The following is a 14,179-nucleotide window of genomic DNA, read 5'->3' as shown; positions in this document are numbered from 1 at the left end:
CCGCTGCTTTTGGCCTTTCTCTGGTCTTTATTTCGGCGCTGCCGTTGGCGCCATTTCAGATTCCCCGCCTGCATGTCCTCACCTTCTCCCGCATCGCCCATCACCCACGGCCTGAACCTCGCCCAGCAGGAAGCCGTCAACTACCTGCACGGCCCCTGCCTGGTGCTGGCCGGCGCCGGCTCGGGCAAGACGCGGGTCATCACGCACAAGATCGGCCGGCTGATCCAGATGGGCATGAAGCCCGAGCAGATCGCCGCCATCACCTTCACCAACAAGGCCGCCGCCGAGATGCGCGAGCGCGCCAAGAGCCTGATCGGCAAGTCGGCCAAGGGCGTGCTGATCTGCACCTTTCATGCGCTGGGCGTGCGCATGCTGCGCCAGGACGGTGCGGCGCTGGGCCTGAAACCGCAGTTTTCCATCCTGGACAGCGACGATGTGACCAGCATTTTGAAGGACGCGGGCGGCAGCACCGATGTGGCCACGGCGCGCCAGTGGCAATGGACCATCAGCGCCTGGAAAAACCAGGGACTCAACGCCGCGCAGGCCGAGGCCCAGGCCAGCGGCGACGAGGAACGCCTGATTGCGCGCGTGATGCACCACTATGAAGAGCGCCTCGCCGCCTACCAGAGCGTCGATTTCGACGACCTGATCGGCCTGCCGCTCAAGCTCCTGAAAGAGCATGAAGCGGTGCGCAGCAAATGGCAGGCGTCGCTCGGCCATGTACTGGTCGATGAATACCAGGACACCAATGCCACGCAGTACGAAGTGCTCAAGCTGCTGGTCGGCGAGCGCGGCCGCTTCACGGCGGTCGGCGACGATGACCAGTCGATCTACGGCTGGCGCGGCGCGACGCTGGACAACCTGAAAAAACTGCCGCAGGACTTTCCAACGCTCAAGGTGGTCAAGCTGGAGCAGAACTACCGCTCGACCAGCGCGATTCTGCGCGCTGCCAACAACGTGATCGGCCCGAACCCCAAGCTGTTCCCGAAAACGCTGTTCAGCGAACTCGGCGAAGGCGAGCCGGTGCGGGTGGTCGATTGCGACAGCGAGGAGCACGAGGCCGAACGCGTGGTGGCCCGCATCCAGAGCCTGCGCGCCGAAGGCAGCCTGCTGCCAGAAGGCAGGCAGTACCGCGAATGGAAGGACTTTTGCGTGCTGTACCGGGCCAACCACATGGCCAAGCCGTTCGAGAAAGCCTTCCGCAAGGCCAACATCCCCTACAAGGTCTCGGGCGGGCAGAGCTTTTTCGACCGCGCCGAGATCAAAGACCTGTGCAGTTGGATGGTCCTGCTGGTCAACAACGACAACAACCAGGCCTTCATCCGCTCCATCAAGACACCCAAGCGCGGCATTGGCCACACCACGCTGGGCGCGCTGAACACCTTTGCCGACACCTACAAGCTCAGCCTGTTCGAGTCGCTGTTCAGCAATTCGCTGGGCTCGGTGCTGCCGGCCAAGGCGGTCGGTTCGCTGCAGGAATTCGGCCGCTATTTGAACGACCTCGAATACCGCGCCAAGCGCACCGTGGGCGCGGAAGATGCGCGCATTTTCCTGACCGACTGGCTCAAGGAAATCGACTACGAAAAGCACCTCTACGACGGCGAGGACAGCGAAAAGGTGGCTAGCGCGCGCTGGAGCAACGTGATGGATTTCTGCGACTGGATGTCGCAGCGCTGCGGCGGGCAGATTGACGACACCTCGGGCGCGACGATTGAAAAACCGACCAAGACCATGCTTGAAGTAGTGCAAACGATTGCCCTGCTGTCCACCATCAGCGAGCGCGAGGGCGACCAGAACGTCGTCACGCTCTCCACGCTGCATGCCTCCAAAGGGCTGGAGTGGCCGCATGTGGTGCTGGCCGGCTGCAACGAAGGGCTGCTGCCTTTCAAGCTGGACGACGATGACGGCATGAACACCGAGAGCATCGCGCTGCGCCTGCAGGAAGAACGCCGCCTGATGTATGTCGGCATCACCAGAGCCCAGCGCACGCTGGCCGTGGACTGGCTGCGCAAGCGCAAGAAAGGCCGCGACCTGATCGCCGGCGTGCCCAGCCGCTTCATCGCCGAAATGGCGCTGGACAAGGCGACCATCAAGGAAGACCCGCGCGAAAAGCTCAAGGCCCTGCGAGCCGAATTCGCCAAAAAGTCCGCCGATGGGCTGGCTGCGGCGGCAGCGGCAAAAGCGGCTTACGAAGGGCGGTAACCCAGGGTTTTTGGGTTTCCTGCCCTTGTCAAACTGCAAGAATCTGCTTTCAGATACCATTGCCGGCCTGACATTGATGGCCTCGCTGGCACCGCAGAGTCTTCTTTTCGACAGAACCGCCTTGCGCCGCCACTAGGGCCTTGACCGATCCATGAATTCCAAAATACTCCGACTCGCTATTTTTTCAGTAGCATTCAGCACCCTTGCACCGTGCGCAAATGCCCAAAACAAGCCTGAATCAACATGCCCGCCGGCGCACAGCATGAAAGCCGGGCAGCTGCATGGCCGCTGGGCCGTCCGCTTTACCGATCCGCCGCCCGGGCTGCCCGAGCGGGCGACGATGCTGCTCCAGCGCCATGCCGAATTCTCGGAAAGCTTGGCCGGCACGGTCAACCGCGAATTAGGCCGTGCAGCCGGCACGGCGGCCATCGCCGGACATTCAGCCCAGGCCGCGCTGGCCGGCGACCTTGACGAAGGCATGCTGCTGCTGGATGAATCGTCCGACAACATCAGCATCACCGGCACCTGGAACGGTGAAATGAAAGCCGGCTCGTGCGGCCAGGTGTACCAGGGCCGCTGGAAAGACACCAGCCGCAGCGCCGCGCCCGATGCACCTGACATCGCATTCACACTGACAAAACTGCCCTGATTGCAGGCCTGAATCCAACGAACGATGACAGCCCAAGCCATGACTTTCAAACTCCTGCCCCTGAACAGCCTTTTGTTCATGGCCGGACTGCTGGCGGGCGGTTTGGCGCAAGCCCAAACCACTCCGGCGGCCAAGCCTCCGGCCAACCGCCCTTCCAGCCTTGGCTGGCAGGCGTGCCAGGCCATCAAGGACAATGCCAGCGCACAGCTGACATGTTTTCAGCAATGGGCCGAATCACAGCTGCCGGCCAACACACCGCCGGCATCCATGACCACTGCGCCGGCCAATCCGGCCACCGGGGAACCCGCGACGCAGATCCTGCTGCTGCCTTCGCTGAACACGGAGGCGCCTGACGGCAAGCCCATTGGCTGCCGCAACACCCAGTATTCAGAGCTGTCCAGGTTCTGGGAGCTGCAGCGCGGCACCGACTGCGACACCTTTGCCATTCGCGGCTACCGGCCCATTTCCCTGGCTTTCGTCATGTCCGGCGGCGTCAATCCGCCGCCGGTGATTGGGGCCGGGTCGCCACCGGATTACAGCCATGCCGAAACCAAGATCCAGCTGTCGGTACGCACCAAGATTGCCAAGGGTCTGCTCAAGAGTGGTGATTCCGACGAGGACGACCAGGATTCGCTCTGGTTTGGCTACAGCCAGCAAAGCTACTGGCAACTGTTCAACGGTGGCCTGTCACGGCCGTTTCGCACCACCGACCATGAGCCGGAACTCGTCTATATTTACCCGCACCAGATTGCGCTGCCCGGCGGCTGGAATTACCGGCTCTCGGGCATTGGACTGGTGCACCAGTCCAACGGCCAGTCAGAACCACTGTCCCGCAGCTGGAACCGCACCTATTTGATGGGCGCGGCGGAAAAAGTGTTGGGCCCGGAGTCCAGCCTGCGCCTGCAGGGCCGCATCTGGGACCGGATGCACGAGTCGCCGGCCGATGACGACAACCCCGGGATTGAAAATTACATCGGCCGTGCCGAACTCAATGCCAGCTGGCAGATCAACAAGGCCAACACCCTGGGCGTGACGCTGCGGCATTCGCTGCACCGCGAAGCCAAGGGCTCGACCCGGATTGACTGGATGATGGCGCCGGCAGCCTCGCCCAACTACACCGGCCTACGCTACCACGTCCAGTTGTTCAACGGCTACGGCGACAGCCTGCTGGACTACAACAAACGGCGCAATGTGCTGAGCGTGGGCCTGAGTCTGGTGGACTGGTAAATTCAATGGCTTAACGGGATTACATGCTATTTTTTTAATAGCATGTAATGCTTATTTCTATTGCGCTACAGGCCTATTTCATCAAAAACCACGATTAATTCTGACTCCTGGTATCACCTTGGCCCGTGAGGATATGCTGCTGTTCAGCCATGGCTGATTCCCTTAAGCTGAAGGGATGATTGCACTAATTTTCCAGGCCTCCATCCTTGATCCCAGGGTTTTTCAATGATTGAGGGGAACGCATTCACGCTGGGTATCCTGATCATTGGCTTGTTGCTGATCATCATGACGATGGCCAGCTCCTTCCTTTCCCGTTTGCCACTGAGCGCCGCCATGCTCTATCTCGGGGTCGGCATCGCCATCGGTCCGCTGGGCCTGGGATTGCTCCAGATCGATGCCCTGGAAAACAAGGTGCTGCTGGAGCGGGTAACTGAAATTGCCGTATTGATTTCACTTTTCACCGCCGGCATGAAGCTCGAATTGCCGCTGCGCGACCGGCGCTGGCGAATCCCGGTGCAACTGGCCACTGTCTCCATGATCGTGACCGTGGGTCTGATTACGGCGCTGGGCTTCTATGGACTGGGCCTGCCGCTGGGGGCCGCAATCCTGCTGGGGGCTATCTTGGCACCGACCGACCCGGTGCTTGCATCCGATGTACAAGTGTCCAACCCCGGTGACCGCGACCGGCTGCGCTTTGGCCTGACCGGCGAAGGCGGGCTGAACGATGGAACCGCCTTTCCTTTTGTCATGCTCGGACTGGGCTTTCTGGGCGTGCATGAACTGGGCGAAGGCGGCTGGCGGTGGTGGATGGTTGATGTGCTGTGGGCCATCACAGGCGGCCTGGGCCTGGGCTACCTGCTGGGCACGGTGGTCGGCCGCGCCATCATCTATTTGCGCGTGCGCCACCGGGAAGCCCTGAGGTCTGACGAATTCATCGCACTCGGCCTGATTGGACTGACCTATGGCGTCGCCCTGCTCTGCCACAGCTACGGTTTTTTGGCGGTCTTTGCCGCTGGACTGGCATTGCGGCGTATTGACGACAGTAAATCAGCACGGCCTGCCGAGCAGGCTGAGATTCCGGAATCCGTATCCGGATTGAGCCCTGACGAGCAGGCGGCATCCGGTGCCGAAGCGCCAGCCAACATGATGAATGCAGTGCAGCGTTTTAACAGCCAGCTTGAAAGTTTTGTCGAGGTTGGGATTGTTCTGGCGGTCGGTGTGCTGATGGCAACGGTTGAGTTCGAACGCGACGCACTGTGGTTCGTTCCTGTGCTGTTTGTCCTGGTTCGCCCGCTGGCGGTTTACATGGGCCTGCTCGGCACCCGAGTCAAGGGCTCGCAGCGGAATTTGATAAGCTGGTTTGGGATACGCGGCATCGGCTCGCTGTATTACCTGCTTTATGCCATCAACCATGGCATTCAGCCGGTGCTGGCCGACCGTCTGCTGTCGATGACGCTGTCCGTAGTCGTTGCATCAGTCATTGCGCATGGTATTTCAGTCACGCCACTCATGACACACTATGAGGCGCGCAAGACCGCTAAAAAGAAAAAACGTACTGATTTGGCGTAATAACAGCCAGACAGCAAAAAGCCTACGTGAAGTAGGCTTTTTGTACTGATTTTAACAACCAGATGATGGTTGCGCGGGCAAGATTTGAACTTACGACCTTTGGGTTATGAGCCCAACGAGCTACCAGGCTGCTCCACCGCGCGGTATGTCATTATTATAGCTTACTTTGCAGCTGCTGCGTCATCTTTAATTTCTTCCGAAACATCAGGACGATCAACCAGTTCAACCAAAGCCATAGGCGCATTGTCACCAACACGGAAACCCATCTTCAGAATACGGGTGTAGCCGCCTGGACGGGTCTGGTAGCGTGGGCCGAGCTCAGCAAACAGCTTGACAACCATGTCGCGGTCGCGAAGACGGTCGAATGCCAGGCGCTTGTTGGCCAGGGTTGGCGTTTTGGCCAGGGTAATCATGGGCTCAACCACGCGGCGCAGCTCCTTGGCTTTTGGCAGCGTAGTCTTGATGGCTTCGTGCTGGAGCAACGAATTCATCATGTTGCGCAACATGGCGAGGCGGTGCTCGCTGGTGCGGTTTAATTTACGTAGTCCGTGTCCGTGTCGCATAGTGCTTCCTTTATGTAATATCGAAGCAGCCGTATCAGGTACTGCCCGTGCACTTTCTCATCGAAAGACGAGAGTTTAAATATCAGCGCTTGTCAAGGCCGGCAGGAGGCCAGCTTTCAAGACGCATTCCCAGTGTCAGGCCACGAGAGGCCAATACTTCCTTGATCTCGTTGAGAGATTTCCGTCCCAGATTAGGAGTCTTGAGCAGCTCATTTTCGGTGCGCTGGATCAGATCGCCAATGTAGTAAATATTTTCTGCTTTCAGGCAGTTTGCCGAACGCACCGTGAGTTCGAGCTCATCGACCGGGCGCAGCAGAATGGGATCAAATTGCTGCGAACTGCGAGGCGCCGGATCATTGATGATTGCGCCCAATTCATTGCCTTCCAACTGGGCAAATACAGCCAGTTGTTCAACAAGTATCTTGGCTGATGCACGAACCGCGTCTTCTGCAGTCACTGCGCCATTGGTTTCAATTTCCAGAACCAGTTTGTCCAGATCCGTACGCTGCTCAACGCGGGCACTTTCAACGGTGTAGCTGACGCGCTTGACCGGAGAAAAAGAAGCATCGAGCACAATGCGGCCAATCGACTTTGGCGACTCGTCACCATAACGGCGGACGTTGCCCGGCACATAGCCGCGGCCATTCTCGACCTTGATCTGCATGTCAATCTTGCCGCCGTGCGACAAGTTCATGATCACATGGTCAGGGTTGACAATTTCAACATCATGAGGCGTCTGGATATCGGCGGCAGTGATCGGACCTTCGCCGTCCTTGCGGAGGCTCAAAGTCACTTCATCGCGGTTGTGCAGTTTGAAGACTACACCTTTGAGGTTTAACAGGATGTTGACAACATCTTCCTGGACACCGTCAATGGAAGAGTACTCATGCAAAACACCGGCGATAGTCACTTCAGTTGCAGCATGGCCCACCATGGATGACAGCAGTACACGACGCAGCGCGTTGCCCAGCGTATGGCCGTAACCACGCTCAAAAGGCTCGAGAGTCACCTTGGCGCGGTTTGCGCCAAGCTGCTCAACATTGATAGTTTTTGGTTTTAACAAATTAGTCTGCATGCAGTCTTCCTCTCAATACCCTCGGCTCGTTACACCGATAAGGCTGGCGAAGCACACCTGGCGGCACGGCAAGCGTGCCCGCCAGGAACAAAAAATTAACGTGAGTACAACTCGACGATCAACGATTCGTTGATGTCGGCAGCAAATTCGTCACGATCAGGCACTTTCTTGAAGGTACCTTCACCCTTGTCAGCATTGACATCCACCCAGGCAGGAAGGCCAACCTGCTTGGCAAGTTCGAGCGCTTCAGCAATGCGCGTCTGCTTTTTAGACTTGTCACGAACGGCAATCACATCACCGGCCTTGACCATGTAAGATGGAATATTGACCGACCGGCCGTTGACGGTCATTGCCTTGTGGGAAACCAACTGGCGCGCTTCAGCGCGTGTCGATCCAAAACCCATCCGGTAAACCACATTGTCCAGACGCGATTCCAGCACCGACAGCAAATTGGCGCCGGTGTTACCACGGCGGCGATCAGCTTCTTCGAAGTAGCGGCGGAACTGCTTTTCAAGAACGCCATACATGCGCTTGACTTTCTGCTTTTCACGCAGTTGCAGACCGTAGTCGGACGTGCGCGTACCGGAGGTACGGCCATGCTGACCTGGCTTGGAGTCGAATTTTGCCTTGTCGCTGATCGAGCGACGGGCGCTTTTCAGGAAAAGATCGGTGCCTTCACGGCGTGATAGTTTGGCCTTGGGGCCGAGGTAACGTGCCACTTGAATATCCTTTTGTCATCTGCTGCAATTTCTGCAGGAGCCTTCGGCGTGAACCTGATGGCGGTGGGCTTGGTGAAAATGCTGGCGCCCGACCGCCTGCTGAGCAAGCGGCCGGGCGAAACAGCACGATTTAAATACGACGACGCTTTTGTGGGCGGCAGCCGTTGTGCGGAACCGGTGTCACGTCAGCAATCGAATTGATCCGAATGCCAAGCGCGCCCAGCGCACGAACAGAAGATTCACGTCCAGGACCAGGTCCCTTGATTTCGACATCAAGGTTCTTGATGCCTTGTTCGATGGCGGCACGGCCGGCAACTTCTGAAGCAACCTGTGCGGCAAAAGGCGTCGATTTGCGCGAACCCTTGAAACCTTGACCACCAGATGACGCCCATGACAAGGCATTACCCTGGCGATCGGTGATCGTGATGATGGTATTGTTGAAAGAAGCGTGGACGTGGGCAATGCCGTCAGCCACGTTCTTGCGAACTTTCTTGCGAACGCGCTGTGCAGCGCTGTTATTGGGTGATTTTGCCATGACGACCTCTCAATTATTTCTTCAAAGACGCAGCGGCCTTACGCGGACCCTTGCGGGTACGGGCGTTCGTCCGGGTGCGTTGGCCACGCATGGGCAAGCCACGACGATGGCGGAAGCCACGGTAGCAGCCGATGTCCATCAGGCGTTTGATGTTCATCGTGGTTTCACGACGCAAATCGCCTTCGATGGTGAACTGAGCGATGTGGTCCCGGATTTTTTCCAGGTCACTGTCGGTCAGATCTTTGATTTTCTTGGCATAGTCGATTTCACAGGCTTCGCAAATTTTGCGAGCGCGTGTGCGACCAATGCCAAAAATTGCAGTCAAGCCGATTTCGGCGTGCTTCTGCGGCGGAATGTTGATACCAGCGATACGTGCCATGTGCGTCCTCTAAATCTCTTAAAAATCAGCCTTGGCGCTGTTTGTGACGTGGATCTGTGCAGATCACGCGGACAACGCCCTTGCGACGGATGATTTTGCAGTTGCGGCAAATTTTCTTGACCGAAGCTGAAACTCTCATTTTTTTCTCCTAAACTTTCACTCTGTGCTTACTTGGAACGGAACACACCATGTGCTCGCCATAAATCGTCAGGTCAATCAGGACATCACGTCTTGAAATTGGCCTTTTTCAGCAACGATTCATACTGCTGCGACATCATGTAGTTCTGAACCTGAGCCATGAAATCCATAGTGACCACAACAATAATCATCAACGACGTTCCACCGAAATAAAACGGTACGTTGTACTTTAAAATCAAAAACTCGGGCAGCAAACATACAAAGGTGATGTAAACCGCGCCTGCCAATGTCAGACGAACCAGAATCTTGTCGATGTAGCGTGCCGTCTGATCACCTGGACGAATTCCCGGAATGAACGCCCCGCTCTTTTTCAGGTTGTCTGCAGTTTCACGGCTGTTAAATACCAAGGCCGTGTAAAAGAAACAGAAAAAGATTATCGCACTGGCGTACAGCATCACATAAATCGGCTGACCTGGTGTCAGCGTGCTGGCGATGTCTTTCAACCAGCGCATGCTTTCACCCGTGCTAAACCACCCCACCACCGTTGCTGGCAGCAAAATAATCGAGGAAGCAAAAATGGGAGGAATAACGCCTGCCATGTTCAGCTTCAGAGGCAAATGCGATGACTGTCCACCGTAAACCTTGTTACCAACTTGTCGCCTGGCATAGTTCACAAGAATCTTGCGCTGGCCTCGCTCAACAAACACAACAAAGTACGTTACCAGCACAACAACCGCAACGATCACGATGGCAATCAATATGCTCATGGCACCAGTGCGCACCAGTTCCAGTAAACCACCAAGTGCACTTGGCAAACCAGCCGCAATACCTGCAAAAATCAGGATCGAGATACCGTTGCCCAAGCCACGCTCGGTAATCTGCTCGCCCAGCCACATCAGAAACATCGTTCCCGCTGTCAGACTGAACACTGCGGTCATCCTGAATCCGAAACCAGGCATCAACACCAGACCAGGCGAGCTTTCCAGCGCAACGGCAATACCCATCGACTGGAACAGGGCAAGCCCTAGCGTTCCGTAACGTGTGTACTGCGTGATCTTGCGCCTGCCCGATTCACCCTCTTTTTTCATCTGCTCGAATGTGGGAACCACATAAGTCAGCAGCTGCATGATGATGGAAGCCGAGATGTAGGGCATGATGCCCAAGGCAAACACCGTGAATCTTGACAAGGCACCACCGGAGAACATATTGAACAAGTTCAATATGCCGCCCTGCTGGCCCTTGAACAGCTCCTTCAATTGACCGGGGTCAATGCCTGGAACCGGAATATGCGCACCGACACGGTACACGACCAGCGCCAGCAGCAAAAACACAAGCCTGTTGCGCAAGTCGCCGAACTTGCCGGTTTTTGCAATTTGAGCCGAGTTGGTTGCCACTGATTGGTTCCGTCAAGTATTAAGCGATGGAGCCGCCAGCGGCTTCAATGATGGTCTTGGCACCTGCCGTAGCAGAAATACCCGTCAGCTTGACCGCCAATGACAGCGATCCGGTGTTGATGATCTTGACGTTCTTGGCGATCTGACCCACAAGGCCAGACTGCTTCAGCGTCAACAGATCCACTTCGGCCAGACCGAGCTGTTCCAGTGCCGTGAGGGTGACCTCGGCATTGAATTTCAGCAGGTGCGACTTGAAACCGCGCTTGGGCAAGCGACGCTGCATAGGCATTTGACCGCCTTCGAAGCCTACCTTGTGGTAGCCGCCCGAACGGGATTTCTGTCCCTTGTGACCACGACCGGCCGTTTTGCCCAAGCCAGAGCCGATGCCGCGACCGACACGCCGCTTGGCATGTTTAGCGCCCTGGCCAGGCGTGATTGTGTTCAATTCCATGATGAGTCTCCGCTCAGATAACCTTGACCAGATAACTGATCTTGTTGATCATGCCGCGCACTGCGGGCGTGTCCTGCAATTCGCTGACGCTGTTGACGCCACGCAGGCCCAGACCACGCACGGTGGCGCGGTGTGATTCCTGGGTGCCAATCGGGCTGCGAACCAGCTGGACTTTTACTTTGGTTTCTTTGGTCATTTCACTGTCCGCCTTAGCCGAAGATTTCTTCGACTGATTTGCCACGCTTGGCCGCGATATCGGAGGCCGTGGTGGAATTTTTCAGTGCATCCATGGTGGCGCGCACCATGTTGTACGGGTTGCTCGAACCATGGCTTTTGGCCACGATGTCGGTAATGCCCATGACTTCGAAAACCGCGCGCATAGGACCGCCTGCAATGATGCCGGTACCCTTGGGAGCTGGCGCCATCATGACGTTGGCTGCACCGTGGTGACCGAACACATTGTGGTGCAGCGTGCCATTCTTCAATGACACCTTGGTCATGTTGCGGCGCGCTTCTTCCATGGCTTTTTGCACGGCTGCAGGCACTTCTTTCGACTTGCCCTTGCCCATGCCAACGCGACCATCACCGTCACCGACCACGGTGAGTGCGGCAAAACCGAGAATACGGCCGCCCTTCACCACTTTGGTCACGCGGTTGATCGCGATCATTTTTTCCTTCAGACCATCGTCTGGAGCGTCGTTTTGCGATTTAGCTTGAAACTTAGCCATACTTAATTCCAGTCTGCTTAGAACTGCAAACCGGCTTCGCGAGCCGCATCAGCCAGCGCTTTGACGCGGCCATGGTACGCAAAACCGGCGCGATCAAACGCCACTTTTTCTACACCTGCTGCTTTTGCCTTTTCGGCAATACGCTTGCCAATGGCCTGCGCAGCAGCAACATTTCCACCCTTGCCCGAGCCGCCAATTTCATTGCGCACTTCCACTTCAGCAGTGGAAGCAGACGCCAGAACCTTGGTGCCGTCGCCAGAAATAACACTGGCGTAAATATGCAGATTGGTGCGATTCACGGACAGACGGGCAACGCCTTGATTGGCAATGCGGATGCGGGTCTGGCGTGAACGACGAAGGCGCTGCTCTTTTTTGGTCAACATGATGCAGCTCCTTATTTCTTCTTGGTTTCTTTGATCGTGATTTTTTCATCCGAATAACGGATGCCCTTGCCCTTGTAAGGCTCGGGAGGACGAACTGCACGCACTTCAGCGGCAATCTGGCCTACACGTTGGCGATCAGAACCCTTGATGACCACTTCGGTGGGCGTTGGGGTTGCAACCGTGATGCCTGCAGGCATGGCCATCACCACAGGGTGGGAATAGCCCACCGTGAGGTTCAGCTTGTCGCCTTGAGCCTGGGCCTTGAAACCCACGCCGACCAGGTTCAGCTTTTTCTGGAAACCTTTGGTGACACCGACCACCATGTTGTTCACGAGCTGACGCATCGTGCCGCTCATGGCATTGGCTTGGCGGGAATCATTGGCTGGTACAAAAGTCAGCTTGCCGTCGTTACTTGCGATAACGACATAGGCGTTCTGTGCCAGTGCCAGGGCGCCCAAGGCGCCCTTGACATTGATCTGGGCGTCTTTGATTGCGATTTCCACACCTTCGGGTATGGCGACCGGCATTTTTGCTACACGAGACATTTCAGTTACTCCTCAATGCCGCCGTTAGGCCACGTAGCACAACACTTCGCCACCGGTACCGGTAGCGCGTGCTTTGCGATCGGTCATGACACCCTGGGGCGTCGTGACAATTGCCACACCAAGGCCATTCATGACCTGGGGAATGGCGCCATGACCTTTGTACACACGAAGACCGGGGCGGCTGACGCGCTCGATGCGCTCAATCACGGGGCGGCCTGCGTAATACTTCAGGGCGATTTCCAGTTGGGGCTTGCCATCGTTAGCCTTGACGGAGAAGCCATCAATGTAGCCCTCATCCTTCAAAACCTGTGCAATGGCGACTTTGACTTTTGACGAAGGCACCAGCACAACGGCTTTTTCAACCATTTGTGCATTGCGGATGCGTGTCAGCATGTCGGCGATAGGATCACTCATACTCATCTGGGGTTCTCCTATTGCTTACCAGCTTGCCTTGGTGATACCAGGGATATCACCAGCAAAAGCCAATTCGCGAATTTTGGCGCGAGCCAAGCCGAATTGACGGAACGTGCCACGCGGACGACCCGTGATGGCACAGCGATTGCGCTGGCGTGTCGGGTTGGCGTTGCGGGGCAACTTTTGCAACTCCAGACGGGCCAGGGCGCGTTCGTCGTCAGTGCGCTTGAAATCATTGGCGATTGCCTTGAATTCAGCGTGTTTCTTGGCAAACTTGGCGACGAGCTTGTCGCGCTTCAGTTCACGTTGCAGTAATGCTTGTTTTGCCATATCCCGCCTCAGTTCTTGAACGGAAAACGGAAGGCGGTGAGAAGCGCTTTGCACTCTTCATCGGTCTTGGCCGTTGTGGTAATGCTGATATTGAGACCGCGCAAGGCGTCAACCTTGTCGTATTCAATTTCAGGGAAAATGATCTGCTCTTTAACGCCGATGTTGTAGTTGCCGCGACCATCGAAGGCGCGACCAGAAATACCGCGGAAGTCACGGACACGGGGCAAGGCCACGGTCACGAAACGGTCGAGGAATTCATACATCTGCACGCCGCGCAGCGTGACCATGCAGCCAATCGGCAAGTCTTCGCGGATCTTGAATCCGGCGATGGCTTTCTTAGCCTTGGTCACCACAGGCTTCTGGCCTGCGATCTTGGCCATGTCGGCCACGGCGTTGTCCATGACCTTCTTGTCGGCAACCGCCTCGCTCACACCCATGTTGAGTGTGATCTTGGTGATGCGCGGCACCTGCATGGGTGTCGTGTAGCCGAATTTTTCAATCAGGGCTGGCGCGATTTTCTCGCGGTATTGATCTTGCAAGCGTGCCATGTTTATGCAGCCTTCATTTCTTCGCCGCTGGACTTGAAGACGCGCACTTTTTTGCCGTCAGCCAACAACTTGATACCAACACGATCCGCCTTGCCCGAAGCCGCATTGAAAATGGCGACGTTGGACTGGTGAATCGGCATGCTTTTTTCAACAATGCCACCCGTGGTGCCCTTGAGCGGATTGGGCTTGGTGTGTTTTTTCACCAGGTTGATCCCATCCACCAGCACATAGCTGTCATCGACGCGCAGCGAAATCGTGCCGCGCTTGCCCTTGTCGCGACCGGTGATCACGATGATCTCGTCGCCTTTGCGAATTTTATTCATTGCCTTT

20 protein-coding genes and 1 tRNA gene are annotated in these 14,179 nt (G+C 56.6%); 4 read left to right on the top strand and 17 right to left on the bottom strand.

What is annotated here, in order from left to right:
* The first annotated feature begins 72 nt into the window (after nt 1-72).
* The 4 genes from ABLV49_RS01775 (at nt 73) to ABLV49_RS01760 (ending at nt 5,647) form a co-directional block, all read left to right on the top strand.
* Nucleotides 73-2,202 (top strand): ATP-dependent helicase, encoded by a 2,130-nt coding sequence (locus ABLV49_RS01775; protein WP_349279937.1) that lies wholly within the window; start codon nt 73-75, stop codon nt 2,200-2,202.
* A 262-nt stretch (nt 2,203-2,464) separates the two neighbouring features.
* Complete coding sequence (locus ABLV49_RS01770) at nt 2,465-2,851, top strand: hypothetical protein (RefSeq protein WP_349279936.1); 387 nt, start codon at nt 2,465-2,467, stop codon at nt 2,849-2,851.
* 39 nt (nt 2,852-2,890) lie between these two features.
* Nucleotides 2,891-4,078, top strand: coding sequence for a phospholipase A (locus ABLV49_RS01765; protein ID WP_349279935.1), 1,188 nt, complete (start codon nt 2,891-2,893; stop codon nt 4,076-4,078).
* A gap of 225 nt (nt 4,079-4,303) precedes the next feature.
* The gene (locus ABLV49_RS01760) at nt 4,304-5,647 is read left to right on the top strand and encodes a cation:proton antiporter (protein WP_349279934.1); all 1,344 of its coding nucleotides are present in this window, start codon (nt 4,304-4,306) and stop codon (nt 5,645-5,647) included.
* Nucleotides 5,648-5,713: 66 nt separating this feature from the next.
* Here the strand turns inward: ABLV49_RS01760 and ABLV49_RS01755 are convergent.
* The 17 genes from ABLV49_RS01755 to rplX form a co-directional block, all read right to left on the bottom strand.
* A tRNA-Met gene (locus ABLV49_RS01755) sits at nt 5,714-5,790 on the bottom strand.
* Nucleotides 5,791-5,808: 18 nt separating this feature from the next.
* On the bottom strand, nt 5,809-6,210 hold the full coding sequence (gene rplQ / locus ABLV49_RS01750; RefSeq protein ID WP_011799774.1) for a 50S ribosomal protein L17: 402 nt from the start codon (nt 6,208-6,210) through the stop codon (nt 5,809-5,811).
* A gap of 82 nt (nt 6,211-6,292) precedes the next feature.
* Complete coding sequence (locus ABLV49_RS01745) at nt 6,293-7,285, bottom strand: DNA-directed RNA polymerase subunit alpha (RefSeq protein ID WP_011799773.1); 993 nt, start codon at nt 7,283-7,285, stop codon at nt 6,293-6,295.
* A 95-nt stretch (nt 7,286-7,380) separates the two neighbouring features.
* Nucleotides 7,381-8,004: a 30S ribosomal protein S4 gene (rpsD, locus tag ABLV49_RS01740; protein ID WP_349279933.1), complete on the bottom strand. Its 624-nt coding sequence runs from the start codon at nt 8,002-8,004 to the stop codon at nt 7,381-7,383.
* A 130-nt stretch (nt 8,005-8,134) separates the two neighbouring features.
* Entirely contained in the window at nt 8,135-8,539 is a 405-nt protein-coding gene (gene rpsK / locus ABLV49_RS01735) for a 30S ribosomal protein S11 (protein ID WP_011799771.1), read from the bottom strand.
* A 13-nt stretch (nt 8,540-8,552) separates the two neighbouring features.
* The gene (gene rpsM, locus ABLV49_RS01730) at nt 8,553-8,918 is read right to left on the bottom strand and encodes a 30S ribosomal protein S13 (protein ID WP_011799770.1); all 366 of its coding nucleotides are present in this window, start codon (nt 8,916-8,918) and stop codon (nt 8,553-8,555) included.
* Between the two features lie 25 nt (nt 8,919-8,943).
* Entirely contained in the window at nt 8,944-9,057 is a 114-nt protein-coding gene (rpmJ, locus tag ABLV49_RS01725) for a 50S ribosomal protein L36 (protein WP_011481465.1), read from the bottom strand.
* Nucleotides 9,058-9,142: 85 nt separating this feature from the next.
* A complete protein-coding gene (secY, locus tag ABLV49_RS01720) occupies nt 9,143-10,450 on the bottom strand; it encodes a preprotein translocase subunit SecY (RefSeq protein WP_011799769.1) in 1,308 nt (435 codons plus the stop codon).
* 19 nt (nt 10,451-10,469) lie between these two features.
* Nucleotides 10,470-10,901 (bottom strand): 50S ribosomal protein L15, encoded by a 432-nt coding sequence (rplO, locus tag ABLV49_RS01715; RefSeq protein WP_011799768.1) that lies wholly within the window; start codon nt 10,899-10,901, stop codon nt 10,470-10,472.
* Between the two features lie 13 nt (nt 10,902-10,914).
* Nucleotides 10,915-11,097, bottom strand: coding sequence for a 50S ribosomal protein L30 (gene rpmD / locus ABLV49_RS01710; protein WP_349279932.1), 183 nt, complete (start codon nt 11,095-11,097; stop codon nt 10,915-10,917).
* 13 nt (nt 11,098-11,110) lie between these two features.
* Complete coding sequence (rpsE, locus tag ABLV49_RS01705) at nt 11,111-11,629, bottom strand: 30S ribosomal protein S5 (RefSeq protein ID WP_011799766.1); 519 nt, start codon at nt 11,627-11,629, stop codon at nt 11,111-11,113.
* 17 nt (nt 11,630-11,646) lie between these two features.
* Nucleotides 11,647-12,012: a 50S ribosomal protein L18 gene (gene rplR / locus ABLV49_RS01700; protein WP_011799765.1), complete on the bottom strand. Its 366-nt coding sequence runs from the start codon at nt 12,010-12,012 to the stop codon at nt 11,647-11,649.
* Nucleotides 12,013-12,023: 11 nt separating this feature from the next.
* Nucleotides 12,024-12,557 (bottom strand): 50S ribosomal protein L6, encoded by a 534-nt coding sequence (gene rplF / locus ABLV49_RS01695; RefSeq protein ID WP_349279931.1) that lies wholly within the window; start codon nt 12,555-12,557, stop codon nt 12,024-12,026.
* A 24-nt stretch (nt 12,558-12,581) separates the two neighbouring features.
* The gene (gene rpsH / locus ABLV49_RS01690; protein WP_011799763.1) at nt 12,582-12,977 is read right to left on the bottom strand and encodes a 30S ribosomal protein S8; all 396 of its coding nucleotides are present in this window, start codon (nt 12,975-12,977) and stop codon (nt 12,582-12,584) included.
* Between the two features lie 18 nt (nt 12,978-12,995).
* Nucleotides 12,996-13,301, bottom strand: coding sequence for a 30S ribosomal protein S14 (gene rpsN, locus ABLV49_RS01685; protein WP_011799762.1), 306 nt, complete (start codon nt 13,299-13,301; stop codon nt 12,996-12,998).
* Between the two features lie 8 nt (nt 13,302-13,309).
* Entirely contained in the window at nt 13,310-13,849 is a 540-nt protein-coding gene (gene rplE, locus ABLV49_RS01680) for a 50S ribosomal protein L5 (protein ID WP_011799761.1), read from the bottom strand.
* 2 nt (nt 13,850-13,851) lie between these two features.
* Nucleotides 13,852-14,172, bottom strand: a complete 321-nt coding sequence (gene rplX / locus ABLV49_RS01675) for a 50S ribosomal protein L24 (RefSeq protein ID WP_349279930.1) — start codon at nt 14,170-14,172, stop codon at nt 13,852-13,854.
* Between the last annotated feature and the right edge of the window lie 7 nt (nt 14,173-14,179).

The sequence above is a fragment of the Polaromonas hydrogenivorans genome (assembly GCF_040105105.1).
GTDB lineage: Bacteria > Pseudomonadota > Gammaproteobacteria > Burkholderiales > Burkholderiaceae_C > Polaromonas > Polaromonas hydrogenivorans.
This window is presented reverse-complemented; position numbering and strand designations above follow the sequence as displayed.